The organism is Mucilaginibacter sp. P4_A11, from assembly GCF_056402535.1.
Genome location: NZ_JBFUHE010000002.1, coordinates 519,330 through 546,178, shown reverse-complemented (window position 1 = coordinate 546,178; position 26,849 = coordinate 519,330). Strand labels below are relative to the sequence as shown.

Sequence of the window (26,849 nt, the reverse complement as noted above, 5' to 3'; positions counted from 1 at the left end):
CTTCTTTTTCAAAATATTAGCCGGCTATGCCGGCTTTTTTTGTTTTTGCAGGTGACGTGGAATTATATAGTTTAAATTATGATAATAATTATTTGATTAACAGTATCGGAAAAAGCTTATTTTAGTATAAGCTATCAGTAACTGATAAGCCTTTGAAATAACCATATTACTGTAACCTTACCTGCAATTTAATGAACAACTATATTTATTATACTCCGCGCTCCTGGGTTTCTGAATTTGTTGGCAATTTAAAGTAGCTGCAATGCGCCGCAATTTTTTAAAACCGGCAATAACATTAATTGTGCTTTGGCTTGTAGCTTTTTCAGCTTTTGGCCAGGCACCCGATATTACGTATACTACTCCAAATGTTTACATTATTGGTGCTGCAATACCCGCATTAAATCCTTCAAATACCGGCGGAGCGGTACCTGCTACAATTTATGGTGAAACCAAGGTTATAGCAGGCACAGGTCAGTTTGGTAATGTAAATGGCGATGTAGCTACCGCGCAATTTAAATTGCCGTATGGTATCAGTATAGATGCTGACGGAAATACCTATATAGCTGAAAGCGGCGGGGGGATCCGTATGATAAGTGCCTCGGGGCAGGTTTCGTCAATAGGTACCGATGCGCTGCCGGGGCCGCCTTTTAACGTGCCCAAGCTTAACAATCCCCGTGGGGTGGTTAAGGATAAAAGTGGCAATTTATTTGTAGCAAACTACAGCAATCACAATATATTAAAAATAACCCCGTCTGGTACAATAACGGTTTTTGCCGGTATTAACCTAAGCGGCACAGCCGATGGCCCCGGTGATATGGCAAACATTATCAATCCTAATGGTATCGCTATTGATAAGGATGACAACCTATACGTGTCGGATGGGAATAATGCAATACGCAAAATCTCTCCGTCGGGTTATGTATTTACGCTTGCAGGGCAGCCTTCGGAAGGTACTGTAGATGGGCTTGGGCGTGATGCCAAATTTAAAAAGCCAGCAGGGCTTGCCGTTGATAATGCGGGGAATATCTATGTTGCAGACCAGGGTGGGTTTGTGATTCGTAAAATTACCGCTAACGGGCAGGTTACAACAATAGCTGGTAGTGGTAACTTCGGAACGGCCGATGGAAATGGAACAGCGGCCAGCTTTCAATCTCCAATAGGGATAACGGTTGATGCCTCGGGTAATTTATATGTAACTGACAGTGGGAGAGGTACCGTGCGCCGGATTGCGCCGGATGGTGAGGTTAAAACTATAGCAGGGGGCGGTCCGCCTGGAGCCGAAAGCGGGGTTGGTACTAATGTTCATTTTGGTAGCCCAAGTGGTATAACAATAGGCCTTGATGGTAATTTATATGTGGCGGAATATGATAAAAACTCCATAAAGCAGGTTATAGCAACCGGTTATACTATTGATAAAGCTTTGCCTACCGGTCTTATCTTTGATCCGAAAACAGGAATCATTACCGGTACCCCGACTGTATTATGGCCAGCCACTAACTATACGGTTACTGCATATAACGCCGATGGCAGTAGTAAGTTTATATTGAGTATAGAGGTTGACGATGTGGCAAAGCCAATTATCAGTAGTGGCGATGTTAGTGGGGTTATTACAGCCTGTATTGGGACGGCATCTGCAAATTACCAAATGTTCACGGTGTCAGGAACTAATCTTACCAATGACGGAATTGTTATAGCTCCTGCTAATTTTGAGGTATCGTTGACACCGGTTGGGGGCTACGGCAGCACTGTTACCATAACGCTTGCGGATTTAGAGCTGCCTCCTGATGGAGATGGAATCGCTGTTTATGTGCGTTCTGGAGCTACATCACCCGCCGGTAACCCGACAGGTGATGTATTATTGAAATCAACCGGAGCAGTTGATGTTCATGTGCCGGTAAATGGAGTTGTAAAGCCAATTGTGACGCCGGAGGTAAGTATTAATCAACAAATTTTAGGTTGCCCGGGCGAACAGGTAATACTTGTGGCGTTGTCACTCAACGGTGGCGATAATGCCATTTATGAGTGGTCTGTAAATGGGAATCCCCAGGGGTCGAGTAGCGTGAATTTTATAAGCTCTGCGCTTAGTAGTACCGATATTGTAACGGTAAAGCTTACTAATGTAAGCGATTGCACGAGCACGCCATCTGTTACTTCCGCCCCGGCATCGCCTATGTATATACCATTAATAACCCCGATGGTAACAGTGGAACAACCAGATTTGGCTTGTCAGGGGCAGCCGGTTACATTTGTGGCAAATACACATGGCTCGGAGAGTGTTAATTCTGTTTATAACTGGCAAATTAACAATATCGATCAGAATAGTCACAATAAAACATTTCTGGCGCCTGTCACTATTACCGCTGCCGATAAGGTAACAGTTACACTTATTAATACAAGCGACTGCGGCCCTTTGAGCGCAACTTCCGCTCCAATATCTCCCGTATTTAAACCATTGGTGTCACCAATAGTAACAGTAGAACAGCCCGATTTGGTTTGCCCGGGCCAAATTGTAACTTTTGTGGCAAATACGAGTGGCAGTGAAGGTATTAATCCAATTTATCGCTGGTTGGTAAATGGTATCGATCAAAATAATAACAGCAAAGCATTTCTTGCGCCTGCAACTATCACCATCGCCGATAAAGTAACCGTTACACTGATCAATACAAGTGATTGTACCGATACCCCGCTGGGAGTAACGTCTCTTCCGGTATCGCCCGTATATAAACCATTGGTGTCACCGACTGTAACAGTGGTACAGCCCGATTTGGTTTGCCAGGGCCAGCCCGTAACTTTTATGGCAAACACGAGTGGCAGTGAAGGTATTAATCCAATTTATCGCTGGCTGCTGAACGGTGTCGATCAAAATAATAACAGCAAAACATTTCTTGCACCTGCAACTATCACCACTGCTGATAAGGTAACCGTTACGCTCATTAATACAAGTGATTGTACTGATACCCCGCTGGGAGTAACCTCTCTTCCTGTATCGCCCGTATATAAACTATTGGTATCACCGATTGTAACAGTAGTACAGCCCAATTTGGTTTGCCCGGGCCAGCCCGTAACTTTCGTAGCAAATACGAGTGGCGGTGAAGGTATTAATCCAATTTACCGCTGGCTGCTAAATGGTATCGATCAAAATAATAACAACAAAACATTTCTTGCACCTGCAACTATCACCACTGCCGATAAAGTAACCGTTACGTTCATTAATACAAGTGATTGTACTGATACCCCCCTTGGGATAACTTCTCTTCCGGTATCGCCCGTATATAAACCATTGGTGTCACCGACTGTAACAGTTGTACAGCCCGATTTGGTTTGCGCAGGCCAGCCCGTAACTTTTGTGGCAAATACGAGTGGCAGCGAAGGTATTAATCCAATTTACCGCTGGCTGCTAAATGGTATCGATCAAAATAATAACAGCAAAACATTTCTTGCGCCCGCAACTATCACCACTGCTGATAAGGTAACCGTTACACTGGTTAATACAAGTGATTGTACTGATACCCCGCTGGGGATAACGTCACTTCCGGTATTACCCGCATATAATGCCCAGGTAGCTTTAATAGTAACTATTTCCACCCCTTCGGTTTATCCTGTTTGTGAGGGAGACTACCAAACTTTTACAGCAGTTTCACCTAACCCAGGTAGCAATCCAAATTATCAGTGGCAATTGAATCATGTTAACGTTGGTGAAAACAGTAATAAGTTTACAAGTAATACCCTGAAAAAAGGTGATCTGTTAACATGTACCATAAGTAGCTCTGCGCAGTGTACTATACCAGGTACAAGCACTGAGCTTGTTATTCAAACTAAAGTGTTGCCTACTGTGGCGTTTAACGGAGATGTTACTATCAAAAAAGGCGAAAGTATTATCTTATCACCTGTTCTGTCAAATAATGTTACAGATTATAGCTGGTCGCCGTCGGTTGGGTTAAGTAATTCTGCTGTCTTGGCCCCAACAGCATCGCCAGCAACAACAACTACTTATACATTAACGGTAACAGCAGGGGGATGCCCGGCATCGGCCGTTATTAAGGTTAATGTGCTGGAACAAATGGTTATTCCTAATACTTTTACGCCCAATGGCGATGGCGTTAACGATACCTGGAGTATTGCCGGGCTTGCCGCGTATCCAAATTGCACGGTTAACGTGTTTAACCGGTATGGTGCCGGGATATTCCGTTCGGTGGGTTATGCTAAGAATTGGAATGGAGCTTTTAACGGGTATGTGCTGCCTTCCGGTACTTATTACTATGTAGTTGACCTTAAAGATGGCAGTAAGCCGTTATCGGGATACATTGTTCTTTTAAAATAATGATTGATTTAATAAAATGCTCAGGCAAAAACTACTATAGATAAGCTGCCAGGAGAATTACAAGGAGCTCTTTTGCATAAAGTATTAAACGATATGGATAATCAACTTAGCTTTATGCTTTTGACATCCCGCTTTTAGCTTGAATACAAGTTGTTGTTAAAAACGAAATTACGAAGCCTGTGCCAGCGAAATTTTACCCGGGTCGAGGTTGTTGAGCAAGGTATCCAACTTAAGATTGAACTCTTTTAATTGAATGTCGCCTTTTTCGAAAGCTTTGGTTAATTGTGTTAGTTCTTCTTCAAGGTGTTGAACGGCAGTACTATTTGTATCAGTACTGTGTTTTTGATGGTCTTCAATAACTTCTATTTTATATTCAGCTGCTTTAAGCAGATATGCTTGTTGAATGTCAAAAGTGATATGCGTATTATCGCTCACTTTTGCTTTTTGTTGTTTGTTAAACTCTACTAAAACTATAGCAGCAATAATAGCAACAATTACCAACGTCATTATAGGATCCATCTTCTTCTCTTTTTGTTACGGCTTTATGATCTCAGGCTGAGGGCCTGCGGTTTATAATTAGCATAAATATAACTGAATAAAAAATAAACTAAAAGGCAATTGTTGATAAAATGCCCATTTGTGAATAACTATTGAGAAATGATTGTAGCTTTTATGTGAATGTGTGAAATTTAACTGGGATTTAACTATATAGAAAGCCAAACTTGTTAATATAAATTGCTATTTGAGCCGCTTTTCATAACATAAAAAGATTAAGGCTGGCCGTATAGTTAAACTGATTTCGCCTGCCAAAACATAGCCCAGCTTTGGGAAAAGCTTTTGTGTTGCCTGGTTGGCAATATTGGTATCGATCCTTAGTATGTTAACCGCACGCCGTATAGCTTCATGCTCGGCTTGCTTTAGAAGTGCCGCTGCAACGCCGCGCCCCTGATAGTTAATGTTTACAGCAAGGCGATGTGTAACTATAGCAGTTTCGGTAATGTCAAGCCCGGCCTGGGCATATTCAGCATCCTGATCGGTAGTTATGGCAGCTACGCCTGCTATTGCTCCTGCAATCTCGGCTACCCAAAGTTGGTTTAGGTCAATATCTTGGATAAATACCTGTTTGTTGGGGTAGTCATTATCCCACTGAAAGTTACCTGCTGCTTTCATAACAGGTATTACATCGGCTATAAGACTTAGTATTTGCGGTATATCAGTGAGGATAGCCAGTCGGATTATCATGTCGTCTGTAAATAGAAATTACAGCTAAAATATAGAAGTTTTGACGTAATAATTGGCTTATTTTAATGCGCCTGTCTTTTTAATCCAATTTTTGACGTAGATCTTATTTGCATAATGACGGTCCAGGATAGTAGGAGTAGCAAGCTGTAAAACGCCAGATTTTGCACCCAGTTGCCAACGCTGAGTTCGTCAATGATTTGTTTTAACATCTTACTTTGCATTGTTAAAAAAATTACCTGCCTGATATTCTTTAAATCTTGATTGCCTGAATGTTTAAAGGTTTAATAAAGGCGCCGAAATAATAAGCAGGATGAGCATGTATAATGTTAACAGTGGAGTTGCAAGAATGTTGTTATGTGCCGGATATTTTTGAATTGATTGGATGAGATAACAGCGGTACAATTGTTGTTCCCTTAATAAATTGCACCGCCATAAGATGTTAATGATTATGCTTTTTATGGATGTCTTTAACAAGGCAAAGTTTTTTGATGTCGGCTACCTTTATAATAAAGGGGGCGTATTTGAGCCGGTTACCAACCATTTCGGTTGTATTGTCCGAATGTGCAATTACCTCATCAGGCATATCCCCTGCAAGAAGACGTTTATACATGCGATAATCGCCCCACTCAATATAATAAACCTCGCCGGGCAGGATCTTCTTGTCATGAATTATTTTTAAAGCGACCCAGCATCCATTTTCAAGATAAGGGTACATACTGTGCCCCCAAACCGGGAGCGCGAAATCACAATCTTCAATGCCCGGGAAATTCATATGGCCAACCGGCTGCGAATCATTTATGTCGTTGTAGACTTCTACACCTGAGGCAGTTGCAGAGATCTCATACATTGGTATTCCTTCACTGTGTTTAGATACAGGTTTTGATTCAGAAATATTCTGTTTTTTTTCGCCTGTTATGTAGTCTTTGTATTTTTCTTTAAAAATACGGAGTTTTTCTGTGTCTATGTTTTGCCTGCTCTTTATTATTTCAGTGATGGAGCTTGGAGAGTTAAAGCCTAATGCTTCAGCTAACTGCGCATTGCCATTAAATGCCTTTCCTTTAAGTTGATTGTAAAGTATTATAAACTCCAGCGTTTCGGGACGTACAATCTTTATTTTGCCTGGTTTTGTTTCGTCTTCCATGATAAAAATAATTAAAGATTTTTCTTGATTAAAATAAAGATTATTCTGTATATTTGTTTCGTTAATAATTGCTAATGTAAGTCAAATTATTGATAAATCAAAATGGGTAACTTGTTTTATAAAGAGTATTCTTTTGTTTGGATACAGTGTTCTGTAATTTAAAATCAAGAAATAATAACAATAAATAACCGATAATAACACGTTATGTATATAGCATTTTCAGCACTTCAACAATTGACAGGGGAGAGCCATAATCAAAATAACCTGAATATTTTAAATGAGCATGAGGCTTTGCAGCGCTTTGAGGCTTACAGGGCCGCTTGTGAAAAATATAGAGATGAAATTACTGCCATCCAAAAATATATGCCGGGATGGATGCCTGCTTTTAACCGTTAATAATCCGGTTGCAGGTGTAGGTATTATAATTAAAAATAAGCAATCAATAAAACTAATTACCATGATAAAAATTTCTCAAAAACTTAAAAGTCAGCTTTGGTGGCTTATTATATCTGTTGATTATGACTACAGCAGGATCAGTATTGCTGAGCATGATCTTACAGACGAAGCGCTTACTTTGTGGCTGGAGGATAAGCAGGACTTTAAAAATTCAATTGATGAATGCCTGCAGGTGGATATCCGGGTGCGTGATATGGCCCACATCATTAAAGCCGAAAACCTGAATAGCTACGAGGGTAGCAAATTGCACCCAACTAAAAACTTTGCTTATAAAGCACGTATAGAAATTAATGCCCCTGTGCAATGGTACAAAGATGATGCGTCTGCACTTGAACAACAATGGGCCCGTGAAGCTATATTGAAAGCCTTACTTACACAACTTGTTGAGGCGGGAGCGGCAAGCGATTATGAATATTAGATCAGTTTGAAACTATGCTATTTGGCATTTGTTACATAATTAACAAGCCTTTTAAAATTGCTTTAAATGTTGTTTTAAATTTGAGTGATAGCTTTTTGTAAAAGCCGGTTAAACTCCGCAGGGTTTTCAATCATCGGGAAATGCCCGGTAGCGTGTATCAGTAGCAACTGGTAAGGGATTCCCGCTTTGATAAACCTAATGGTATCATTTGGGGTATAGTTGCTGTTAATAAGATGGAGTTTAGTTTTGGCAGCCCTGAGCTTGGCTACGGTGTTAAAGCTATTATCCTCCATACTTGCCATGACGATGGTACTATCGGCATTGGCCACATTGCTAAGTATATCCTTTTATGAATGGGTTACGGCAAAATGTTTAACTTATTTTAACAAAGTAAATACTGTATTGGGTAATAGCAGGGGAGAGGGCCTAACTATTTAACTTTCACCAGTTGTTGTTCTTTTTCAGTTTGTTCAACAAGTTCCAGCTCCTCGGTAACAGCTTCGGCCTCCGGACTGGCATAGTTTAATTTGCGGAAACGCCAATGGGCAAATGCAGGTTCCTGGAAACGGTTTATCAGTTTAAAAAATTTTGGGAAATTGTGAACCTCTTCTAATAACAAACCGGTTACTATGCCATTATTGTCAAGTATTTCACGTATGGTGTATTCCTTATCTTTGGTGATCCATATCTCAAAGTCCTGCCGTATTTCAGCCATCTTTTCAGGATCTATTTTGTCGTTTATACAGATTACCTTATCGCCCGGTTTCATAATGATCGCAAATTTTATGTATCCCTTTTATTAAGGGATTATGAATGTAAATGTCGGCTTTTTAAGCGTATTTTAAAATTTGTGCCTGATGTAATTTTAAACGTTAAAATAAATATTCAAAAAAGTTTTTAATATTATGCAACCTTATTTTATAGGCTTCGTATTAAAATGTATAATGAACGTTTAATATCAGGGGGATATGGATTATTTTTATTTGTTTCTGATAGCAGGGCTGGGGCTGGTATTTGTTATTTTACAGTTTGAAAAACAACAGCAGCGCAGAGTTGATTCGTTGCTGAAAAACGCGAACGATGTACAGCCGTTACTTATGAAACGGTGTATGGATCAGAGACTAAATAAAATTAATGCGGAACTGACTGCTAACACATCTTACCTGAACAGGCCTAATGATGCTAAGCAAAAGGTAGAGGCAAACCTGCAACAGATAACCGTTGATTATAATACCGGGAAAATCAGTTTGTCTGTTTATAATAATAAACTTGGCGAGCTTGTTGAAAAGTTAGGAAATAAATAATTTTTGCTTTTAACCTAAGCTTATTTTTATTGTCATATATAGTTTTTGTTGGTTAGTTTTACTTTAAGGTCATTTGCTGTTGGGGCATTTGACCTTTTTTGTTTTAAGGCTTGTTCAATAAAGCAATTATATATTGCACGGATAAACAAAATGATTATTATTGCAGTCACTTATGTCTGACGAAGCGATTATAAAACGGTTAAAGGTTGTTGTGAAAGAGCACGGCGGCCAGTTAGGGCTTGCCGGTGCTATTGGCGTTGACCAGGGTTTTATTAGTAAGGTGATCAACAAAAAGCAGGATATTAGCTACTACCTAATAAGGAAGCTTTGTTTTCAGCTTAAATATTCGCCCGAGTGGCTGATCCTTGGAACTGGCGAAAAAATAATCAACAAGCCCGAATCTGCTAAGCTCATTACCGAAATACAGATGATGCGTACAGAGGTTGATATTTTGCAGGCCCGTATGCGCGCCTATGAAATGGAATTAAAGGAACTGCGCGCGCAACTACATATAGAGGATAAAAAGGCAGTTTAGCCAGGATAAATTCCTGGTAAATGTAAAAGCCCCTTACGGGGCTTCGTTTATTTATAGATCAGTTAATAGTTACTTATTATACGGGTATTGTAAATAAATAGTTGTTGTTATTTACAATGTTTTGCTATTAAGTCTGGCGCTTCTTTTGAGCCCATACTTAGAGCTTTATTCATATCTGCGCATCCACCCGCTTTATCGTCAAGGGTTATTTTCGCAAGTCCTCTTTGTAAATAGGCCCGGCTATTTTTAGCATCGAGATTGATAGCAGTATTACAGTCCAAAATTGCTCCGTTAATATCTTTTAAATTTATCTTAGCAGTGGCCCTGTCGATATATATATCGGGATTGTTGGGTGCAAGTTTAAAAGCGGCGGCAAAATCATCTTTTACACCCTGGGCATCACCAAGGTAGCTTTTAGCGATACCACTATGTGAATAGGCTTTTATATTTGCATCATTCATATAGGTGGCATTATGATAATCGTCGGCAGCTCCGCCGTAGTCCTTTAAAATCACTTTGATATCGCCCCTGATTAAAAACGTTTCGTCATTTGAGAAAATTGATACAGCACGGTCAAGATCGGTAAGGGCACCTTTATAGTTTTTAAGCCTGGCTTTTACAGAACCTCTTGCCTGCCATACCAAAGCAGTTGAGTCTGATAGTGAATCAATTTTCAGTGCACTGTTCAGGTCGGTGAGAGCACCATTATAGTCTTCGGCATCAATTTTTGCTAAGCCACGCTTTAATAATAAAGTGATATTTTTAGGAGCTTTAAGCGCGCCTGTATTATAATCAGCCATAGCTCCTTTGGCGTCACCTGTTGCAGCTTTCGCCTCACCGCGGTAAAGGTAAAAATCAGCAATTGCCGGGTTGAGGGCTATGGCCTTAGTAAAGAGTTGCACTCCATTATTGGTGTATTTGTAAAAGTTGTTGATCTTACCCAATCGTAAATAGCCATTTTGCTGTTGGGGAGCTATGCTGATCAGTTTTTCAAGATCTTTTACAGCAGCAGCATAATCGCCCAGTTTGGTTTTTTCAATGGCACGGTTTAAAAAAGCATACGTATAAACCGGGTTTATGGCAATGGCCTTAGTGTAATCATTAACAGCAGCGAGCGGAACCCCTAAATCGCGGTAAGCATCACCACGAGATAGATAAGCTTCATCGCTTTTACTGTTCAGGTTAATTGCTTTTGTTAAATCGGCAATAACGCCTACGGTATCTTTCATGGCCATTTTAGCTTTGCTTAGGCTCACATAGGCGCTTATGCTGTTAGGATTTATTTTAATTGCCGAATCTGCATCAATTTTGGCACCCTCGTAATTACCTAAAGCCAATTTTGAAAATGAACGGCTTTGATATGCTTCGCCGTTTTTAGGGTCAAGTGAGATGGTTTTGTTAAAATCCTCCAAGGCACCCTGATTGTCTTTTTTGTCACTTTTTATAATTCCGCGGTACATGTACAGGTTTGCATTTTTGGGAGATTGTGCAATTGCCTTGTTAAAATAATCAAGCGCGCCATTTGCGTCGCCCAGGCTGCTTTGGGCGTTGGCCATGTAAAGCAAAAGATTTGTTTGGTTGGGATTTATAGCGGCTGCTTTTTTATAGTCGTCAACAGCTCCTTTAAGGTCATTTAGTTTTGCCCTGGTATTAGCCCTGTAAAAATAAGCCTCGGCGTTATTCGGATTAAGTAAAAGTGTTTTTGTATAATCGGCGATAGCGCCGTTATAATCATTCATACTGGCCTTGCTGCCGGCCATATATTGGTAGATCTCGGCACTGTTAGGGTTCAGTTTAACAGCCGTATTATAATCGGCAATGGCCCCGGCAAAATCGCTATTGTTGTTTTTGGCTAAGCCACGGTATTTATACAGATTGGCATTGTTGGGGGTAAATTGCAGCGCTGTTGTGAAATCAGCTATAGCGCCTGCATAATCGCTCACATTGCTTTTGGCATTTCCCCGGTAGTGGAACATATCGGCCGTTTTAGGTCCCAGGGCTATAGCTTTATCAAAATCAATAACGGCTATTTGATAGTTCTGTATTGCGGCCTCGGCATTAGCCTTGTAAAGATAGGCATTTGTAAGGCCGGGTTTTAGGGCAATTGCCTCTGCATAATCATTAATGGCCGCTTTGTAGTCTTTGAGGTTGCCGTAAGCATTTGCCCGATAATAAAAAACATCAGCGTTTTTGTTGTTTAAATCGATGGCGCGTGTAAAGTTTTGTATGGCACCTTGATAGTCTTTGGAATTGGCTTTTGAATTTCCTTCCTGGATGTATGTACTTGCCGTTTGGCCAAGTGAACATAGCGGTAAGAAAAGTAGAAATAGAATTTTTTTCATGAACGCGACAGCGGTTTATCAAATATCAATAAAAAAACTATTATTGACCATTGCAAAACCTGTACCATCATTAAATACCTTATAACTAATAAGGAATAAGTGGAGAGGGCCATGATATTGAAATAAAATTGGGGCATAAAAACCCCAATTTCAAAGCCTATTATGCGTTAAAAAGGTGCTTGAACTATCTCTTTGCTTCTTTAAGATCGATGATCAAGAAAAAGATGCTTCGTTTGTTCTGTTCTGGTTACGTCTTTTACCGTATGTTATTGCGGCAGTACAAAGCGCAATACAAATCAATAAGGCTGCCTCTATCATTACATGAATTACCGGAACCTTACCGGGATAATTTGACAGTAAAATACCGGCATCGGGTAATAATAAACCAACCAGCGGGAAGCAAAAGAACATTCTTAATATTATTAATTTTTCCATAATTATTAACATTTAGTATGACAATACTAAGATACGGACTATTTCTTTATAATTTAAATAAAATTTAACATTTGTTGATTAAAACTTTCAAAAATGCTATTTGAGGCATATTGACTCTCCAATAGAAAGTCGTTAATACATTTTTGATAATTAATAATTAAGTACAAGCTTAACACTGGAAAATGATAATTGTTTTTTTAGCTCACTTTGTTGGTTTGTTAGCGATGTGTTGTTATGATCTCAAGGGGAAGAAATAAAATAAATTTTTAAATAAGCGAACGCTCACTTATCTTTGTTTGGAAAATGAGACCTCGCGACGAACATAAAGAACAACAGATACGCCAGAAAGCAATAGAATTGATAGTTGCTGAAGGGCTCGATGGTTTTGGAGTTAATAAGCTTGCCCGGGCAGCGGGTGTATCGCCAGCTACCATTTATATTTATCATAAGGATAAGGAAGAGCTGATAAGCAGTATTTGTGTGGGGGTGGCCGAAAAAATGATGGATTTTAGTCTTCAGAATTTTTCACCCGATATGGATTTTGCAGAAGGGTTAAAAGTACAATGGCATAACAGGCTTGAGTATTTCATGCAATGTCCGTTGGATATGGAATTTATTGAAATTATGCGTTACACCCATTTTTATGAAAAAGTAACCGCCATGCTTACTGTTAGTTTCGGGCAAATTTTAGGGGCATTTATGCGTAATGCCGAAGATAAGAAACAGCTTATCCCACTGCCTTTTGAAGTTTACTGGGCAGTGGCTTATGCGCCTCTTTATCAGCTCATCAAATTTCATAACCAGGGTAATAGCTATGTGAACAGCAGTTTTACACTGGATGACAAGCTAATGGAACAAACGCTTGGCCTTGTATTAAAAGCATTAAAACCTTGATCGTTATGCCGACAACCAATATAAAACTTAATCATATTAATTTGCCGGTGGCCGACGTATCCGTCGGTTCCCAATTTTTTGAGCAATATTTTAATTTTAAATCCAGCGGTGTAAAGGGCAATAATATGCTGGCTGTGTTGGAGGGTGAGGATGGCTTCATCCTTGTGCTTATGGCGGATAGCTTTAATCGTAATGGTGACAACAATTACCCCGATGCTTTTCATATAGGTTTCCTGGTAGATAGCCATGAGCAGGTGACTGAAGTTTACGACCGTCTTATAAAAGGAGGGATAGATGTAGCACAGTCACCGGGCTCTTTGCGCGGTGGTTACGGATTTTATTTTAATGCTCCCGGTAATATCCTTACAGAGGTTACCTGTTTGGCTTAACAAATTGAACAATTAAGTATCTAAATAAAAATAATCAGTTTATGGTACATGCATCAGCCTATAAAGATCCGCATCATGTGATGCTCTTTTTTGAAGAAGTTAGCAACCAGCGAGATAATGAGCAATGTTTAACCGAGAGGATCGGTTATTACGATAACCTTAAAAATAATGGTAAGGTAGTTATAAGTGGTAATTTTTGGAACCAGGATAAAAATTTTGTGATTGTTTTAGTATCAGATGATAATGAACTTGTGCAGATCATCGAAAATGATCCGGCTGTAAAACAAAATGTACTTGAACTGGTAAAAGCAATGCCATTTTAACCCTTTTTTATGGGTAAAAATACGTAGTGCAAAATGGGTTAAAATACGGGGTGTATCAGACTTGCATATCTGTATATTACACAATAGATTTGTGGAAACGGATACGTATGGAACCTTTTGAACTAAAAGTTAATAAACGAACTTACAAAATTATTCCCTCGGTTGCTAATAAAACTACTTTCAGTGTATTAAATTACTCGGCTTTTTATACCATAACCAGGCTGACACGGGGTTATTGGGAGATTATTGAACATCGTTTCGGCGACCATTTAATCCCCTTACAGGAAATAGGTCGCTCGATAGAAGAGTATTATAAACTCTAACCCTCTCGATTATATGATGTTCATTAACCATATAGAAAATATTTATTGCTTTTTAGTAAATATTTATTTTTTATTATTCTCAAAAGTTGTAAATTAGGCGTATTAAATTTTACTTTAATGTTATGGAGAAATTGGCAATTTTAAGAATGTTTGCAGGCTTTCCATTGGTTGGACTATTACTGCCCGATATTTCTACTTTTATAGTTGGCCGATTTAAGGATATTTCACCTTTTCATATTTATATTGAGTGTTTTTTATTAGTTTTTATAATTGCGTGTTCATTGGGCATAGTTTATATAAGAAAATTGGGTAATCCCCCTGATCCGCAGTTGCGATAAAAGGTTACCTGCTAAAGTAGCGTGTAGCCTCAAATTTCATCATATTGATTGTTTTAAACTTTAACATCGTTTAATATCCTTTAATAATGCCCATTGCCCGGTTTGTTAAATCCGGGCTTTTTTATGGTCTTTACAGTGTTATGAAATTAATTTAGGTGTTCCGGTTGTCTTTATTTTTTTTATTTTTACGGGTAAATGACCCCTAAACACCATTATCTAAAATCTCCCTGCTGGGTGTACTATCTCCTCATGAAAAAATCAAATATCTGTTTCAGGCTATTTTTAATAGTTATTCTGTTTTGTTGCCTTGATACCGTTATGGCACAGCATCGTTCAACCAGGGCTTTAACTTATGGTGGCGGGGGTAGCGGTGCCGTTAATTTTGACGATGGCTGGGGCGTGGCTGCAGGTACGGGGGTTGATATACCACAGGGTAACTTCAATTATATTTTTAAGCCTGCTATTAATTTTAATGCCAGCGTTTACAGGTTTTTAGGCCCTTTTACGGCAAGCTTAAGCTTAGGGTACATGAACTTTAAACCCGACGAGTATTTTATTTCTGAGCCAATAGAAGGTAGTAGTTCGGCCTCAAACACTTATTATGCCGATATGCCGGTAATTTCTTTATACGGTGGCGCTGCCTATAATATTGATGTAGCAGATAATTTCAGGGTTTATGGCGGTGTGAATCTAGGACTGTATTTTACTGATTTTGCTGTTGCTTATGAAATTGATGGTATAGATCCCTTTGTTTACGATAAGTGGTCGCAGTCATTATACTATGCTCCTAAAGTGGGTGTGATATTTCCAATAACTCCTAAATTAGGTGTCAGCATTGAATCAAAATATAATTTCTTTTCTCAAAAACTTACTTTAGGTGATGCTTCCGGAAAACAAAACTGGAATTCCCTGTCACTTGGAGCCGAGCTGGTTTTCAAATTTTAATTAAATTAGTTTGTAGCATTACTTGTAACAATTTACACTTGCCGGTGTTATCAATCTCAATTTATTGACATTTACACCAAAATTTGTATTAATGAAAGGCTTACGCACCGTTACATTCCTGTTTATATCTAATACCTTTATGACATTTGCCTGGTACGGGCACCTTAAGTTTAAAGAGTATGAATGGGGTAAAAACTTAAGCTTAATAGCCATTATATTAATAAGCTGGGGGCTGGCATTTTTTGAATACCTGTTCCAGGTACCGGCTAACGAAGGCGGTTTTAAGGAAAACGGCGGTCCTTTTACCCTGGTTGAATTAAAAACCATACAGGAAGCTGTCACACTAACCGTATTTATGATATTCACAACCCTGCTTTTCAAAAATGAAAAACTGGGCTGGAACCATTTGGTAGGTTTCGGACTTATTGTGTTGGCCGTATTTGTGATTTTTAAAAAATGGTGATTGAAAACCACTTTATTAAACCGATTTAAATTGTACTTATCGATCTCGCTTTGATATCGCTGGACTACCAACTTTCTTAATCCTGGCTTATTTACAAAGTACAACTGCTGTTTACATTTGGATATAAACAATTTAATAGCAGTATGGAAATAACTTATAAAACAGGCGTAATACCATCGGCACAGCAAATTATAGAACTTTATGATACAGCCGGGTTGAAGCGCCCAACACATGATGCACAACGGATTGCCAGGATGTATCAAAACTCAAACCTTGTGGTAAGTGCGTGGGATGGCGAGAAACTGGTAGGAGTGTCCCGAGCGTTAACCGATTTTTGCTACAGCTGTTATCTTTCGGATCTGGCGATTACTAAAGATTATCAAAAAGCAGGGATCGGTAAAAAGCTGATCGAATTAACAAAAGAGGCCATTGGTGATGAAACTATGCTTTTGCTGCTCTCGGCTACTACTGCCATGGAGTATTATCCTAAAGTGGGGATGGAAACCGTTCATAACGGATTTATTATTCATCGGGTAAAATAAAAAAGGGGCAGGATGTAAGCTACATGTTTATTATCCTGCCCCGAAATTTAGCACTTATTTACCGCCAAATACATAAAATACAGAAAGTCCCAAGCCATCATTGATCACATTGAAATTGACGTTATCGCCGCTTCCAGTTTGCCTGGTATTATCTTTTAGCTTACTATGTTGATAAGAGAGATTAGCCAGCATGGCCGAGATGCCGAGTTTTTTTACCGGGTAATAAACAAACGCCAAATTTGCACCCACAATATAGTTGTCACTTTTATTCATGGTTGTAGCGCCGTCGTTATTTGTTTTATAATTATAACGGGAATATCCAAGATAAGGGCCGGCACGGAGGCCGAATTTATCGCCAAACATAAAATATTTACGTAAAAAGATGTTAGCTCCGTATTGGCGTGAAGTTTGGATGCTGGAGTAACTGGTGTTTTGATTGTCTAACTTGGAGTAAGCATAAGTAAGGCTTGCGCCAATATCAAGTTTATCAGCAATGAAATAACTGTAAGTGGGACCGATGTTAAAATTTGTTAGTTTAAGATCAGAATTATAGGTATCCACACCCGGGCGAATGATGTTCTCTGATGTTTTCTGATGCGTAAATTGAAGATCAATGCCAATGGTTTGTGAGCCTTTTTCGGTTTGGGCTTTTGAAATTTGAAACGCCAATAAAAATGCAGGGATTAAGACAAGGTTTTTTTTCATTTGTGTTTTGGTTTTGTTGAGCCACTGAAACGGCGAAACACAAAAGATATTTTGGCAAAAATCGCTTTAAATAATATTTATAAAATAAATTTTTATTTAGATTTTAAACGATAATATAAGCGGTAAAACCCCGTTAAGGCTGATTGTTTTGTTGCGAAGTGGAAATAAATATTTGACTACCAATAATAAATATCGAAAAGAAGCGTGATAGTTAATTGAGCTTCCAGGTAGTAAAAATAATGATATATCGGTCGCTCTCAGTTCCCTTCCAAATTATTTCGGTATTGTTTGAGCGCGGTGAGTATGGACCGTACGATTTCATTTTGTCCGTTCGCCGAGTTTAGGTATTCTTCGTCGGATGGGTTATTAATAAAACCAGTTTCTACCAGTACAGCAGGCATTCCACTTTGTGCTAATACTAAAACTCCTTGTTCTTTTACACCCAAACTATGCCTGCCATTGGTTTTACGAAACTGGTTGTCTACCAAATCGCCAAACTGAATACTTTGCTTCCTGTATTTTTGTTGAAACGTGTTAAGTACAATGGTATTCACTGCAGCATCATCGCCATAACCGTTATATTTTTCCTTGTAATCCTTTTCAATAAATATGGAAGCATTTTCGCGAAGGGCCTCTCGTTGTTCCTGGCTGCGGTGAAAACCATACACAAGCAATAATGTTCCCCTTGATGATCCTTTGCGCTGCGGTGATGAATTGCAGTGGATGGAAATGAACAGGTTACCGTGATTATCGTTAGCTATATCAGTGCGTTTGTGCAGCTCAATAAAAACGTCGGTGCTGCGGGTCATTACCACCTTGATACCGCTCATTTCATCATTTATGGCATCCCTTAACTTTTTGGCGATACTTAACGAAACGTTTTTTTCTTTTGAATAAGCCCCGTGCGATCCGGGGTCTTTGCCCCCGTGCCCGGCATCGATAATCACCGTTTTAAACTTGAACCGATTAGGTACTGCTACTGTACTCTGCTGTCCGAAACAATTGGCAACGGAAAGCATGCATAACAGCGAAAAAAACGAGGTAATTGTTTTGTATTTTTTAGGAAAGGCAGCAGGCATGAAGAATCTATGTATACAAGTTTATAAACGTTTCATTCTATAATAGTTACAGGTATGATATTGTTTTAACCGTATGGTTAAAAAACACTTTAATTAAAGTGCGCAAATATAATACATGTTTGATTTACAGCACTATTTAAAAATTAATTGGAGTGCCTCTGCAACGGAAGTGTAAACTTTGCATTATCTATGTATATTTAATGAACTTAAATCGTGCCGATCATGATGAAAAAACTGTTATTGGTTGTACTGGTATGCCAGGCCTTTATGGCATGCAGCCAGCAAAAAGGTATTGTTTACGGCGATAATGCTGCTGCCGGTAAGTATTATGATGTAAGGGGCGTAAAGCTTTATACCGAAGTTTATGGTAAAGGCAAGCCCATTTTAATGATACATGGCAATGGTGGCAGCATAAGCGCTTTCGAAAAGAACATTCCCTATTTTGCTAAAAAGTATAAGGTTATAGCTGTTGACAGCCGAGCACATGGCAAATCTACCGATCCGCGTGATTCACTTACTTTTGAAATGATGGCCGATGATTTTGCTGCCTTGCTTGATGTAATGCACATTGATTCGGCTTATGTGATAGGCTGGAGTGACGGCGGCATCAATGCCCTGGTAATGGCTATGCGTCATCCTCAAAAAGTGATTAAGCTGGCATCGACAGGTGCTAACCTCTGGCCTGATTCTACTGCCCTTATTCCTTCGTTGTGGAAGGATATGGAAAAGGAATATGCTGCTAAAAAGAATTATCATTTTATCACCGCTAAAGAAAAGAATGACCGGAAGATCTTTATGCTCGATTATAAGGAGCCCAATATTAAACTATCGACGTTGAAAGCTATTAAATGCCCGTCGCTCATCATTGCCGGTGATCACGATCTCATTGTAACAACACACACAGTTCAGATAGCCGAGAATATCCCCAATGCTTATTTATGGATCCTGTCCGATTCGGGCCACGGTACATTGGTTGAGCATGCCGACGAGTTTAATAAAAAGGTTGATGATTTTTTTGAGCAGCCATTTCATCACCATTGAAATGATGGTTCAGCCCAATGGTAATTATTAGTGTGAATCCTAAAAAAAGATAACCCGGTTTTTACGCCGGGTCATCAAACATAATTACTTAATTTTAGTGAATCTCAATTATGATCTGTCAACAACTTTGATTGTTTTAGGTTTTATAAAATTTGAGTTACATACGTTTTTTTTATTAATTGTCTTATAATAATAACAAGCCGATACCGTTTCTACAATATTCAATCATAAGCTAACCTGCGGCTTTTACTGTTTAACTAATAGTAATATGGAATCAAAGAACCAAAGGCTGCTTGTTGACACGCTTTTAGCCATCTCATTTCTGATAGTGATTTTACTGGCCATATTCATGGTTTTTCAACCAGATGTTTATCCCAATTAATATTGTATTTAGCCGGAAACAAATCCCAATAATAAGACCATGCTTGAACCCGGCGAACATATTGAAGGCACGCCAGCCGAATTACAGGTATTGCTTGACAGCGATGTTGAAGCCAATGAATTTTTTGARAGCCTCGCTAAGTTGTACAAAAAAGGTTATTGCGATTGGGTGGGTTCGGCTAAGCAGGAGGCTACCCGTAAAGTAAGGGCCGATAAGGCTATGGTCATGCTTCGCAACAAACAAAAAACTTTAAAAACATAAGCTATAAATTTCTCAAAAATAGCTTATTGCTCTTGTAAGTTCTACTAAAATGGTAGTATATTGTCATCCGATTTTAATAAAAAGATGTTTAAACATTTATTTTGTTTAAAGTCCCGATCATTTGTATACTTTTGAGCTATAAATCAAAACAAGAAATTTAAAAATTAAAGCAATGAAAAAAATTCTTATCCTGTTAGCGGCAGCATTCTCGTACACGGCAGCATCAGCACAAACAACCTGGACTGTAGACAAAGCTCACTCAAACGTTAAATTTACTGTAACCCACTTATTAGTATCTGATGTTGACGGCGAGTTTAAAGGCTATGATGCAACCATCACTACTACAAAACCTGACTTTAGCGATGCTAAATTCCAGATCAGTATCCAAACTGCAACAGTAACTACTAATAATGATCAGCGCGATAAACACATCTCAAGCCCTGACTTTTTTGATGTTGCTACTTACCCAACTCTTACTTTCACCAGTACTGCTATAACCAAAACATCTGATAAGCACTACAAACTTACCGGTAACTTAACTTTACATGGTGTAACTAAACCAGCTTCATTTGATTTATGGTACCGTGGTACTATCCAAAACCCAATGAGCAAAGCTGATGATGCAGGTTTCCAGTTAACAGGTACTATTAACCGTTCTGACTTTAACTTCGGTTCAAAATTTCCTGGCGCTGTAGTAAGCGACGAAGTAACTATTAAAGCTAACGGCGAGTTTGGCAAAGCCAAATAATAGCGAAAATACATTAACAGGAACGGCGCGGATAACCCGCGCCGTTTTTTTGTTTTATATACAGACAGTGGATGATCTAATGCTTAAGAATGCAGGTATTGTACTTTTAATTCCTGCTTTTTTTGATAGCGGATTATTAATGTACACGTGCCGATGATAGTTACAAGGGCCGCGCAGGCAACAACGTGAAAAAAAGGTAATTCAAAACCGGGATTAATAAAAGTTTCGGTTACATCCGGTATTATAACAGCGATGAGGGGCAAACAAGAGAACAGCCTCAGGTAACTGAGTTTTTTCATAAAAAGTGATAATGGTATTTAGCGCAATTACTGCGCTGCAAATATGCCGCTATATTTCTTTTTATGAAATACCTGTAATGAGGTATTTTTACAACCTGTATTAGTAACTGCTGATCAGCTGCTTAGTTTACAAAGGCCTTGCCGGCAAAAATAGATGGGAAAACGATTAACCTACGCTTTTCGGGAAAGCAGTTGTTTTAATGTGTTGAACCACAATTGATTTTTGGCACCAAAAAGGGTATGGTCAACAATAAGATATAATGTTATCAATTCTTCTTTTAACCTGTAACGTAATCTCAACGGTTGCCAGAATAACCCATTGCTACGTACCATCGACCGTTTGTAGACCTCATCAAAACCTAAATACAATTGCTCCAGGCTATCAAGCGGAATGTGCTCATAACTGTCGCCGTCAAGTACTATGCTTTTTGGGGTAAGTATAATTTCGCCGTTGTAATGGTGGGGTGGTGGGGTAAATGCAAATAATGCTCCTCCGTCATTTGCCAACCCTAATGTGCCCAGGTCATAATCATGACTCCACATTACCTTTCCTATTCTCAATATCTGCATGTTATAAACTTCGGTATTATAAACGGCATTTGCAATAGATTGTTATCATTACAGTTTCATTTTGTTACAATAATGTTAATAAAGTCAGGAACTGCTGTTATGATATGCTAAACAGTAAAATCCCTATCTTTGATTTACAGGAAATACTTTCCTTTTAAATAATATGGCTACAGAAGTTAAGTGTCCGAGTTGCGGTTTCGGTTTTCCGATAGAAGAGGTAATGGCCGAGGAGTATAAAAAAGAGCTCAGAGTGAAAATGATGGATTATACTCGTCAAAAAGAGGAGGAATACCGCAAAAAGGATGAAGAGTTTTTAAATAAAGAACGCCAGCAACAATCGGCCTTTGAGCAAAGGCTTAACAACGAAAAAAAGCAATTGCATCAAACGCTTGAGGGTGACCTGCGTAAAACCATAAGCGAGGATTTTGAAAACCGTCTTGTGCTGCTCAAAAATTCGGCTGCCGAAGCCGAAGAAAAACTAAAGCTATCCCGCCAGAAAGAGCTGGAGTTTTTACAGCGCGAAAGCCAGCTGAAGCAAAAGGAAGAGGAAATGGAACTTGCAGTTCAGCGCAAGCTGCAGGAACAGCGGAACGAACTTACAGACCAGATCCGCAAGCAGGAAGCTGAGCGTCATAGCATAAAAGATACTGAATACCAGCTCAAGGTTAAAGAGCTTGAAAAACAGCTTGACGACCAAAAGAAACTGGCCGATGAAATGAAGCGCAAAGCCGAGCAGGGCTCCATGCAGCTGCAGGGCGAAGCTCAGGAACTGATACTGGAAGAACTGCTGCGCAATTATTTCCCGTTTGATGTTATCAGCGAGGTAGGGAAGGGCGTGCGCGGGGCCGACTGCGTGCAAACCGTACGTAACCAGTTTGGGCAGGAGTGCGGACGGATTATTTACGAAAGTAAACGTACCAACGCTTTTTCGATGGACTGGATTGAGAAACTAAAAAAGGACATGCGCAGCATGGGTGTTGATGTAGCCGTTATTGTAACTCAATGCTACCCTAAAGGGATGGATTGCTTCGGCGAACGTGATGGCGTTTGGATCTGTAGTTTTGACGAGGTGAAGGCGGTATCCTACATTTTAAGGGATGGGGTAATGAAGCTGTCAAACCTGTCTAAATCGCAGGATAACAGGGGGGATAAAATGCACCTGCTGTATGATTACCTCACCAGCAGCGAGTTCTCGGAGCAGTGGAAAGCTATTAGAGAAGGGTATATGAGCATGCGCCAGTCAATCCAGCGTGAACGTGATGCCATGGAAAAACTCTGGAAGGCCCGCGAAAAGCAATTGGATAAAGTACTGTTAAGCGCCGCCCACATTCGCGGTAGTATTGAAGGTATAGCAGGGAATGATACTATTCAGCTTAACCTTACTGATGATGAGGACGCGTTGTTGTTGGAGTGATCAATAGAATCTGATAGTATGCAGGTGCAGACTCTCTCGTGGCTGGGTACCATTGTAACAAATGGGGTGTCCCAATTTTTTGATTCCCAAAAAAAATAAAAAAAAGCCCGGTGTTTCTTTTTTTGAAAATCATGGTGTTCCATTTTTTAAGAGTGAAACAACGGAACGGGTTAAAAATGCTATCGCTTGATAGTCAGTTATTTGTGGTTTTATAGAGAACACTCTTAAATTGCTGATAATGAGTATTTAAAACTTTATAGAGTATTTGTTTAGTGTTTCAAGCTTGCTGATATAACGGCAGATTTTTGAGTGTATTTTTATCCGTTTTTTGACATTTTTTAGATAAGGCCGGTTGTTTGAATTTGAAGGTGACAAAGTAGTGCCACCATTGATTAAAGCAGGGAAGCTTAATTTTGTGTGCTTATGTATGTATGGCGAAGCGTAGCTTCGCCATACTTACATAAGCTGATAGTCTTGTCCTGGAAAACATCGGGAGACGCCACACTTAGCCGCTGCCGTGTATTCGCGCCGTTTTAGGGGTTGATGCCGGCTACATTGTTTTGTGCCGGTTATGTTTATTTCCGTCTTGATTATTTATTTTTCAGCAACACCCATCACTATGTATTTACTGCTTTTGGGGATAACCCGCTCAAGTAAAGTATCAATCTTTCCTAAAAAATTCTTTTGCGATTCAGTTCTGCCTAAACAACCAAAAAAGCCTGTGGTAGTATAGCTCACTTTGTTATAAGATGCGAATACTTTATCTACCTCATCAATTTTTAAATAGTCCCATCCTTTTGTACCATAATGCTTCCGCAAAAACATATGCAAAAAGGTAGATTTTAAATTTTCGACAAATAGTAATTTTCCCCCCGGCTTAAGGGCTTTGTGAATTTCATTTAGTGTTTTTGTTTTGTCTTGGGGAATTCCACCTATAATAGACTTGAATATAATGACATCGAACTCGTTCTCGTGTGGGATATCGGTGGCATTGATCGAGCCGTAGGTTATTCTCGATGAACATTCGTACTTTTCATGAATGTTGTAGGCAGCTTTTTCCGGGCCATTAAGGTCCGTGCACAATACTTTATTTCCGTAAAGTGCAAGCCATAAAGACATTCCTCCCTTGCTTGATCCCAATTCAAGGCACTTATAATCCTTATTGAAAACCATAGTGTTATTTTGCCAGTAGTCAAGTGCTTTTGACCAGTTTACTACATCCCAGGCAATAATATCCTTCAAAATTTCTTTCTCCATTTTTATTTATTTGCAGTTAAATTATTAATGGCTATAATATTGATTAAGCAGATTTCAGATCGATCTGATGGAATAAATATAGATATATAACGATGTATAGTTACGATCAATTTGCTTTACATTTATTGTGAAGTACTTTACATATTAAATAAATTAAGTTATAGGAAATTAATTATTGCCTGGTGCAGGGACACGAGTACCATGTGCATTTGGTCCGTTTTATTTTAGGATGATATTTAGCGGGTTTAAAGCTGGCGAGGTGTTGTTGGAGTAGGTTACGCCATATGCCAAACGATAAAAATCGTTGATTTGTACCATTGCTTGCCTGAAAAGCACCACGGTTTACACAAGGTTAACTGCTAATTTTACTTTAAAAACAAAAGTAAAATGAACAGGACAATAGCAACTGAAATCATCATCAGGCAGATCAAAAATAAACAGGTTAAATACCAGGAATTGGCCGATGCCATTGGGCGCAGTTTGGTATGGACAACCCTCGCGCTGCATGGGCAGGCCGTAATGGAAAAACAGGAAGCTGAAAAGATTGGCGAACTGCTTGAACTGGATGCAGAATTGGTAACATCTCTGCAGGAAATCCCCGACAGGGGGGCGTTAGATCAAATGCCACCTAAAGACCCTACCCAATATCGTTTTTATGAATTGCTGCTGGTTTATGGTACAACCTTAAAAGCTATTATCAATGAGCAGTTTGGCGATGGCATCATGAGCGCCATTGATTTTACCATGGATATCAGCAAAGTTGAAAACCCTGCCGGCGACCGCGTTAAAGTGGTGATGGAAGGTAAATTCCTTCCGTTTAAAAAGTGGTAAATCCTTGCTTATGTCAAAGTTTGGCGATAGTGTAACTTCGGTCTTTTTTAGTGGTTTTTCAACCTGTAATTAAAGCTGTTAATAATTAAAGCTGCTGCAAGCATCCCTGCTCGTAACTTTATACATGCCCCCGATTTAGTATAAATCAAAACGCCCCTCTCACTCGCTGACTGGGGCATTTAACTAAAACTAATTTTTGTTCTCTATTAGCGTTAAAAATATTCGTTAGTTTTCACTTTTGCTATACCGAAAAAGTAGTACTTAAATCAAAACGCACCGCCTTCAAAACCGGCGTACGCGTGCCGCGTGTTCCGCAGTCAGCTTTATATAAATTCAATCAGTTCCGCTTCTCCAAGGCATCTTGGCCCTTCATGTATCCACCATTTTCGGCCAATATTTAGGTAGCGCTCTATTTTCCAACTTGACGAAAGTCTCACAGTTACTACTTTTTCTTCGCCGGGCCCAATTGCAAGTCCATCATTCCACCTAATATCCCCCATGTATGCTTCAATCATATTGCCGTTTTCGCCATATTCAAAAACATGATCTGGCCTGTACCCGCTTAATATTCCGGTTAATCTTCCGCCATCTTCAGTTGCCTTTAGCCTTATTAAAGCTTTAACTGAAATCAATTGGTGTTTTTCCTGATGGCTCACATCCCTGATACTTGCAAGGGTATATTTATCATAAGCCATTGCGTCAAATACTTTTGATGCCCCTGTATCAAGCCACCTTTTGTAAATGAGTTTGCCATTCATATACAAATAGAGTTCGTGGTCTTTGATTTCCTTGTAAATGAGCATGGTATTGATAAAGGTAGAGATTGTGAAGATAAATGCTATTAACTACAGGGCAGGTCGGTATTGAAAACGCACCACGTGTACGCACCAGCGTGGAGTTATCTAAATAGACCGATTATGATATTTAATATTAATAGCAGCACGGTAAGCCACTTAAACAGTCTGAGCATTTTGATTGCGTTCCCATACTTGTCCATCTGGGTTTTGTCAGCGGCATTCGAGGCGCGGGCTTTAAGTTCTTTGAAACTAATCCAGGTTTTCCATAAGCCAAATTTCCATATACCTTTATCAATATGCATAATCGTAAAATTTGCTTTGATATAAAGATATATTGCAACAATACATATAATAAAATCAATTAAAACAAGATAATCCACCGTCAGTTATAATTAAAGGCAAATTTATACTATCATTTGGAAGTTCAAAATATAAGCTCAACTCCAGGCAAAAGTTTCCAGCCTCCAGGCTCATATGTATTCTTTACACCCAATGCTGATGCACGCTTGCAGCGTATTCCATGCTATTTTAATTATATAACTGACCTTTAAAAAGGTTACTGAAGCGAGGGACATGGGTAAGGATGTTTACAGAAGCAAGAACGTTGATGTTGTGGCCGAATACATATTTATCATGTTGTAAACCCGGCAACAATGCGCTACTTTTATATTCATAAACCAAGTCACAATGAAACCTATCCGAAAAACTATTGCCGTATCCATCGGCTTATTTTTATTGACCCTGTTTGTTATTTTGTGTAATTGCAGGGGTATTTATGCAATGAGAAGCGAAATATTTTCGGCAGATTCAAACGTCACGGTAGAAAAAGAGCGGGAAGTACTTCTTTCGCAGCAATTATTTGTTGTTAAACTCTCGAAGGTTAAAAGCCCTAAAAAAACTAATTCTAAAAAGGTTAATGTTAACTTTAAAGCAGAGCTTCGGGATGCTTTTATGATACAGCGTTACGACAACGGAAAATCCAGTACATAACTAAGCTGGACAATGTGCCCTAATGGTGTCTGTCCGGTTGGGGGCACATACAAAATGGGTACGC

General features: G+C 39.2%; 31 protein-coding genes. 18 read left to right on the top strand and 13 right to left on the bottom strand.

What is annotated here, in order from left to right; genetic code table 11:
• The first annotated feature begins 262 nt into the window (after window positions 1-262).
• Window positions 263-4,321, top strand: coding sequence for a T9SS type B sorting domain-containing protein (locus tag AC1DUD_RS06250; protein ID WP_477372690.1), 4,059 nt, complete (start codon window positions 263-265; stop codon window positions 4,319-4,321).
• A gap of 168 nt (window positions 4,322-4,489) precedes the next feature.
• Here AC1DUD_RS06250 and AC1DUD_RS06245 read toward each other — a convergent pair whose 3' ends face one another.
• From AC1DUD_RS06245 to AC1DUD_RS06235, 3 genes are all read right to left on the bottom strand, one after another.
• Window positions 4,490-4,840, bottom strand: coding sequence for a hypothetical protein (locus AC1DUD_RS06245; protein ID WP_477372688.1), 351 nt, complete (start codon window positions 4,838-4,840; stop codon window positions 4,490-4,492).
• A gap of 219 nt (window positions 4,841-5,059) precedes the next feature.
• Window positions 5,060-5,563 carry a GNAT family N-acetyltransferase gene (locus tag AC1DUD_RS06240; protein ID WP_477372686.1) on the bottom strand — a complete coding sequence of 168 codons (504 nt, stop codon included), beginning with the start codon at window positions 5,561-5,563 and terminating at the stop codon, window positions 5,060-5,062.
• A gap of 439 nt (window positions 5,564-6,002) precedes the next feature.
• On the bottom strand, window positions 6,003-6,704 hold the full coding sequence (locus AC1DUD_RS06235; RefSeq protein WP_477372684.1) for a S24 family peptidase: 702 nt from the start codon (window positions 6,702-6,704) through the stop codon (window positions 6,003-6,005).
• Between the two features lie 204 nt (window positions 6,705-6,908).
• Between AC1DUD_RS06235 and AC1DUD_RS06230 the strand changes: the two genes are divergently transcribed.
• Together AC1DUD_RS06230 and AC1DUD_RS06225 are read left to right on the top strand one after the other, a co-directional pair.
• A complete protein-coding gene (locus AC1DUD_RS06230; protein ID WP_477372682.1) occupies window positions 6,909-7,100 on the top strand; it encodes a hypothetical protein in 192 nt (63 codons plus the stop codon).
• 61 nt (window positions 7,101-7,161) lie between these two features.
• Window positions 7,162-7,578, top strand: coding sequence for a hypothetical protein (locus tag AC1DUD_RS06225; RefSeq protein WP_477372680.1), 417 nt, complete (start codon window positions 7,162-7,164; stop codon window positions 7,576-7,578).
• Window positions 7,579-7,652: 74 nt separating this feature from the next.
• Here the strand turns inward: AC1DUD_RS06225 and AC1DUD_RS06220 are convergent, their stop codons facing one another.
• Window positions 7,653-7,907, bottom strand: coding sequence for an alpha/beta fold hydrolase (locus AC1DUD_RS06220; protein WP_477372678.1), 255 nt, complete (start codon window positions 7,905-7,907; stop codon window positions 7,653-7,655).
• Between the two features lie 101 nt (window positions 7,908-8,008).
• Entirely contained in the window at window positions 8,009-8,347 is a 339-nt protein-coding gene (locus AC1DUD_RS06215) for a hypothetical protein (protein WP_477372676.1), read from the bottom strand.
• A gap of 199 nt (window positions 8,348-8,546) precedes the next feature.
• Between AC1DUD_RS06215 and AC1DUD_RS06210 the strand changes: the two genes are divergently transcribed.
• Both AC1DUD_RS06210 and AC1DUD_RS06205 read left to right on the top strand, forming a co-directional pair.
• A complete protein-coding gene (locus AC1DUD_RS06210; protein WP_477372674.1) occupies window positions 8,547-8,882 on the top strand; it encodes a hypothetical protein in 336 nt (111 codons plus the stop codon).
• 172 nt (window positions 8,883-9,054) lie between these two features.
• Window positions 9,055-9,417, top strand: a complete 363-nt coding sequence (locus tag AC1DUD_RS06205; protein ID WP_091163248.1) for a helix-turn-helix domain-containing protein — start codon at window positions 9,055-9,057, stop codon at window positions 9,415-9,417.
• Window positions 9,418-9,524: 107 nt separating this feature from the next.
• Here AC1DUD_RS06205 and AC1DUD_RS06200 read toward each other — a convergent pair whose 3' ends face one another.
• Window positions 9,525-11,759 carry a tetratricopeptide repeat protein gene (locus AC1DUD_RS06200; protein WP_477372671.1) on the bottom strand — a complete coding sequence of 745 codons (2,235 nt, stop codon included), beginning with the start codon at window positions 11,757-11,759 and terminating at the stop codon, window positions 9,525-9,527.
• A gap of 213 nt (window positions 11,760-11,972) precedes the next feature.
• The gene (locus tag AC1DUD_RS06195; RefSeq protein ID WP_477372669.1) at window positions 11,973-12,194 is read right to left on the bottom strand and encodes a hypothetical protein; all 222 of its coding nucleotides are present in this window, start codon (window positions 12,192-12,194) and stop codon (window positions 11,973-11,975) included.
• Between the two features lie 303 nt (window positions 12,195-12,497).
• Between AC1DUD_RS06195 and AC1DUD_RS06190 the strand changes: the two genes are divergently transcribed.
• From AC1DUD_RS06190 to AC1DUD_RS06160, 7 genes are all read left to right on the top strand, one after another.
• Window positions 12,498-13,088 (top strand): TetR/AcrR family transcriptional regulator, encoded by a 591-nt coding sequence (locus AC1DUD_RS06190; protein ID WP_477372667.1) that lies wholly within the window; start codon window positions 12,498-12,500, stop codon window positions 13,086-13,088.
• Between the two features lie 5 nt (window positions 13,089-13,093).
• Window positions 13,094-13,477: a VOC family protein gene (locus AC1DUD_RS06185; RefSeq protein WP_477372665.1), complete on the top strand. Its 384-nt coding sequence runs from the start codon at window positions 13,094-13,096 to the stop codon at window positions 13,475-13,477.
• A 41-nt stretch (window positions 13,478-13,518) separates the two neighbouring features.
• On the top strand, window positions 13,519-13,800 hold the full coding sequence (locus AC1DUD_RS06180) for a YciI family protein (RefSeq protein ID WP_477372662.1): 282 nt from the start codon (window positions 13,519-13,521) through the stop codon (window positions 13,798-13,800).
• A 107-nt stretch (window positions 13,801-13,907) separates the two neighbouring features.
• The gene (locus AC1DUD_RS06175) at window positions 13,908-14,123 is read left to right on the top strand and encodes a hypothetical protein (RefSeq protein WP_121230069.1); all 216 of its coding nucleotides are present in this window, start codon (window positions 13,908-13,910) and stop codon (window positions 14,121-14,123) included.
• A 587-nt stretch (window positions 14,124-14,710) separates the two neighbouring features.
• A complete protein-coding gene (locus tag AC1DUD_RS06170) occupies window positions 14,711-15,406 on the top strand; it encodes an outer membrane beta-barrel protein (RefSeq protein WP_477372660.1) in 696 nt (231 codons plus the stop codon).
• Between the two features lie 91 nt (window positions 15,407-15,497).
• The gene (locus tag AC1DUD_RS06165; protein WP_477372657.1) at window positions 15,498-15,869 is read left to right on the top strand and encodes a DMT family protein; all 372 of its coding nucleotides are present in this window, start codon (window positions 15,498-15,500) and stop codon (window positions 15,867-15,869) included.
• Between the two features lie 143 nt (window positions 15,870-16,012).
• A complete protein-coding gene (locus AC1DUD_RS06160; protein ID WP_477372655.1) occupies window positions 16,013-16,411 on the top strand; it encodes a GNAT family N-acetyltransferase in 399 nt (132 codons plus the stop codon).
• Window positions 16,412-16,465: 54 nt separating this feature from the next.
• Here the strand turns inward: AC1DUD_RS06160 and AC1DUD_RS06155 are convergent, their stop codons facing one another.
• On the bottom strand, window positions 16,466-17,116 hold the full coding sequence (locus AC1DUD_RS06155) for an autotransporter outer membrane beta-barrel domain-containing protein (RefSeq protein WP_477372653.1): 651 nt from the start codon (window positions 17,114-17,116) through the stop codon (window positions 16,466-16,468).
• 257 nt (window positions 17,117-17,373) lie between these two features.
• Window positions 17,374-18,195, bottom strand: coding sequence for an N-acetylmuramoyl-L-alanine amidase family protein (locus AC1DUD_RS06150; RefSeq protein WP_477372651.1), 822 nt, complete (start codon window positions 18,193-18,195; stop codon window positions 17,374-17,376).
• Between the two features lie 222 nt (window positions 18,196-18,417).
• On the opposite strand from AC1DUD_RS06150, the gene AC1DUD_RS06145 reads away from it, so the two are divergent.
• The 3 genes from AC1DUD_RS06145 to AC1DUD_RS06135 all read left to right on the top strand — a co-directional run bounded on the left by AC1DUD_RS06145 (window position 18,418) and on the right by AC1DUD_RS06135 (window position 20,627).
• Window positions 18,418-19,236, top strand: a complete 819-nt coding sequence (locus AC1DUD_RS06145; RefSeq protein WP_477372649.1) for an alpha/beta fold hydrolase — start codon at window positions 18,418-18,420, stop codon at window positions 19,234-19,236.
• A gap of 421 nt (window positions 19,237-19,657) precedes the next feature.
• Entirely contained in the window at window positions 19,658-19,879 is a 222-nt protein-coding gene (locus tag AC1DUD_RS06140; RefSeq protein ID WP_477372647.1) for a YdeI/OmpD-associated family protein, read from the top strand.
• A 172-nt stretch (window positions 19,880-20,051) separates the two neighbouring features.
• A complete protein-coding gene (locus AC1DUD_RS06135) occupies window positions 20,052-20,627 on the top strand; it encodes a YceI family protein (protein WP_477372645.1) in 576 nt (191 codons plus the stop codon).
• 83 nt (window positions 20,628-20,710) lie between these two features.
• Here AC1DUD_RS06135 and AC1DUD_RS06130 read toward each other — a convergent pair whose 3' ends face one another.
• Entirely contained in the window at window positions 20,711-20,926 is a 216-nt protein-coding gene (locus AC1DUD_RS06130; RefSeq protein ID WP_477372643.1) for a hypothetical protein, read from the bottom strand.
• Window positions 20,927-21,097: 171 nt separating this feature from the next.
• On the bottom strand, window positions 21,098-21,496 hold the full coding sequence (locus AC1DUD_RS06125; protein ID WP_147446039.1) for a hypothetical protein: 399 nt from the start codon (window positions 21,494-21,496) through the stop codon (window positions 21,098-21,100).
• A 163-nt stretch (window positions 21,497-21,659) separates the two neighbouring features.
• Between AC1DUD_RS06125 and AC1DUD_RS06120 the strand changes: the two genes are divergently transcribed.
• A complete protein-coding gene (locus AC1DUD_RS06120) occupies window positions 21,660-22,910 on the top strand; it encodes a DUF2130 domain-containing protein (RefSeq protein ID WP_477372641.1) in 1,251 nt (416 codons plus the stop codon).
• 594 nt (window positions 22,911-23,504) lie between these two features.
• Here AC1DUD_RS06120 and AC1DUD_RS06115 read toward each other — a convergent pair.
• Window positions 23,505-24,167, bottom strand: coding sequence for a class I SAM-dependent methyltransferase (locus tag AC1DUD_RS06115; protein WP_477372639.1), 663 nt, complete (start codon window positions 24,165-24,167; stop codon window positions 23,505-23,507).
• Between the two features lie 387 nt (window positions 24,168-24,554).
• On the opposite strand from AC1DUD_RS06115, the gene cynS reads away from it, so the two are divergent.
• Window positions 24,555-24,998, top strand: coding sequence for a cyanase (gene cynS, locus AC1DUD_RS06110; RefSeq protein WP_477372637.1), 444 nt, complete (start codon window positions 24,555-24,557; stop codon window positions 24,996-24,998).
• Window positions 24,999-25,321: 323 nt separating this feature from the next.
• Here the strand turns inward: cynS and AC1DUD_RS06105 are convergent, their stop codons facing one another.
• Complete coding sequence (locus AC1DUD_RS06105) at window positions 25,322-25,756, bottom strand: hypothetical protein (RefSeq protein ID WP_477372635.1); 435 nt, start codon at window positions 25,754-25,756, stop codon at window positions 25,322-25,324.
• A 726-nt stretch (window positions 25,757-26,482) separates the two neighbouring features.
• Here AC1DUD_RS06105 and AC1DUD_RS06100 point away from each other — a divergent pair.
• Window positions 26,483-26,785: a hypothetical protein gene (locus AC1DUD_RS06100; protein WP_477372633.1), complete on the top strand. Its 303-nt coding sequence runs from the start codon at window positions 26,483-26,485 to the stop codon at window positions 26,783-26,785.
• Window positions 26,786-26,849 lie beyond the last annotated feature (64 nt).

What these genes read in the sequence shown, in the direction of transcription:
- AC1DUD_RS06250 (WP_477372690.1), top strand. Translation starts at nt 263, where the DNA reads ATGCGCCGCAATTTTTTAAAACCGGCAATAACATTAATTGTGCTTTGG.
- AC1DUD_RS06245 (WP_477372688.1), bottom strand. Translation starts at nt 4,840, where the DNA reads ATGGATCCTATAATGACGTTGGTAATTGTTGCTATTATTGCTGCTATA.
- AC1DUD_RS06240 (WP_477372686.1), bottom strand. Translation starts at nt 5,563, where the DNA reads ATGATAATCCGACTGGCTATCCTCACTGATATACCGCAAATACTAAGT.
- AC1DUD_RS06235 (WP_477372684.1), bottom strand. Translation starts at nt 6,704, where the DNA reads ATGGAAGACGAAACAAAACCAGGCAAAATAAAGATTGTACGTCCCGAA.
- AC1DUD_RS06230 (WP_477372682.1), top strand. Translation starts at nt 6,909, where the DNA reads ATGTATATAGCATTTTCAGCACTTCAACAATTGACAGGGGAGAGCCAT.
- AC1DUD_RS06225 (WP_477372680.1), top strand. Translation starts at nt 7,162, where the DNA reads ATGATAAAAATTTCTCAAAAACTTAAAAGTCAGCTTTGGTGGCTTATT.
- AC1DUD_RS06215 (WP_477372676.1), bottom strand. Translation starts at nt 8,347, where the DNA reads ATGAAACCGGGCGATAAGGTAATCTGTATAAACGACAAAATAGATCCT.
- AC1DUD_RS06210 (WP_477372674.1), top strand. Translation starts at nt 8,547, where the DNA reads ATGGATTATTTTTATTTGTTTCTGATAGCAGGGCTGGGGCTGGTATTT.
- AC1DUD_RS06205 (WP_091163248.1), top strand. Translation starts at nt 9,055, where the DNA reads ATGTCTGACGAAGCGATTATAAAACGGTTAAAGGTTGTTGTGAAAGAG.
- AC1DUD_RS06200 (WP_477372671.1), bottom strand. Translation starts at nt 11,759, where the DNA reads ATGAAAAAAATTCTATTTCTACTTTTCTTACCGCTATGTTCACTTGGC.
- AC1DUD_RS06195 (WP_477372669.1), bottom strand. Translation starts at nt 12,194, where the DNA reads ATGGAAAAATTAATAATATTAAGAATGTTCTTTTGCTTCCCGCTGGTT.
- AC1DUD_RS06190 (WP_477372667.1), top strand. Translation starts at nt 12,498, where the DNA reads ATGAGACCTCGCGACGAACATAAAGAACAACAGATACGCCAGAAAGCA.
- AC1DUD_RS06185 (WP_477372665.1), top strand. Translation starts at nt 13,094, where the DNA reads ATGCCGACAACCAATATAAAACTTAATCATATTAATTTGCCGGTGGCC.
- AC1DUD_RS06180 (WP_477372662.1), top strand. Translation starts at nt 13,519, where the DNA reads ATGGTACATGCATCAGCCTATAAAGATCCGCATCATGTGATGCTCTTT.
- AC1DUD_RS06175 (WP_121230069.1), top strand. Translation starts at nt 13,908, where the DNA reads ATGGAACCTTTTGAACTAAAAGTTAATAAACGAACTTACAAAATTATT.
- AC1DUD_RS06170 (WP_477372660.1), top strand. Translation starts at nt 14,711, where the DNA reads ATGAAAAAATCAAATATCTGTTTCAGGCTATTTTTAATAGTTATTCTG.
- AC1DUD_RS06165 (WP_477372657.1), top strand. Translation starts at nt 15,498, where the DNA reads ATGAAAGGCTTACGCACCGTTACATTCCTGTTTATATCTAATACCTTT.
- AC1DUD_RS06160 (WP_477372655.1), top strand. Translation starts at nt 16,013, where the DNA reads ATGGAAATAACTTATAAAACAGGCGTAATACCATCGGCACAGCAAATT.
- AC1DUD_RS06155 (WP_477372653.1), bottom strand. Translation starts at nt 17,116, where the DNA reads ATGAAAAAAAACCTTGTCTTAATCCCTGCATTTTTATTGGCGTTTCAA.
- AC1DUD_RS06150 (WP_477372651.1), bottom strand. Translation starts at nt 18,195, where the DNA reads ATGCCTGCTGCCTTTCCTAAAAAATACAAAACAATTACCTCGTTTTTT.
- AC1DUD_RS06145 (WP_477372649.1), top strand. Translation starts at nt 18,418, where the DNA reads ATGATGAAAAAACTGTTATTGGTTGTACTGGTATGCCAGGCCTTTATG.
- AC1DUD_RS06135 (WP_477372645.1), top strand. Translation starts at nt 20,052, where the DNA reads ATGAAAAAAATTCTTATCCTGTTAGCGGCAGCATTCTCGTACACGGCA.
- AC1DUD_RS06130 (WP_477372643.1), bottom strand. Translation starts at nt 20,926, where the DNA reads ATGAAAAAACTCAGTTACCTGAGGCTGTTCTCTTGTTTGCCCCTCATC.
- AC1DUD_RS06125 (WP_147446039.1), bottom strand. Translation starts at nt 21,496, where the DNA reads ATGCAGATATTGAGAATAGGAAAGGTAATGTGGAGTCATGATTATGAC.
- AC1DUD_RS06120 (WP_477372641.1), top strand. Translation starts at nt 21,660, where the DNA reads ATGGCTACAGAAGTTAAGTGTCCGAGTTGCGGTTTCGGTTTTCCGATA.
- AC1DUD_RS06115 (WP_477372639.1), bottom strand. Translation starts at nt 24,167, where the DNA reads ATGGAGAAAGAAATTTTGAAGGATATTATTGCCTGGGATGTAGTAAAC.
- cynS (WP_477372637.1), top strand. Translation starts at nt 24,555, where the DNA reads ATGAACAGGACAATAGCAACTGAAATCATCATCAGGCAGATCAAAAAT.
- AC1DUD_RS06105 (WP_477372635.1), bottom strand. Translation starts at nt 25,756, where the DNA reads ATGAATGGCAAACTCATTTACAAAAGGTGGCTTGATACAGGGGCATCA.
- AC1DUD_RS06100 (WP_477372633.1), top strand. Translation starts at nt 26,483, where the DNA reads ATGAAACCTATCCGAAAAACTATTGCCGTATCCATCGGCTTATTTTTA.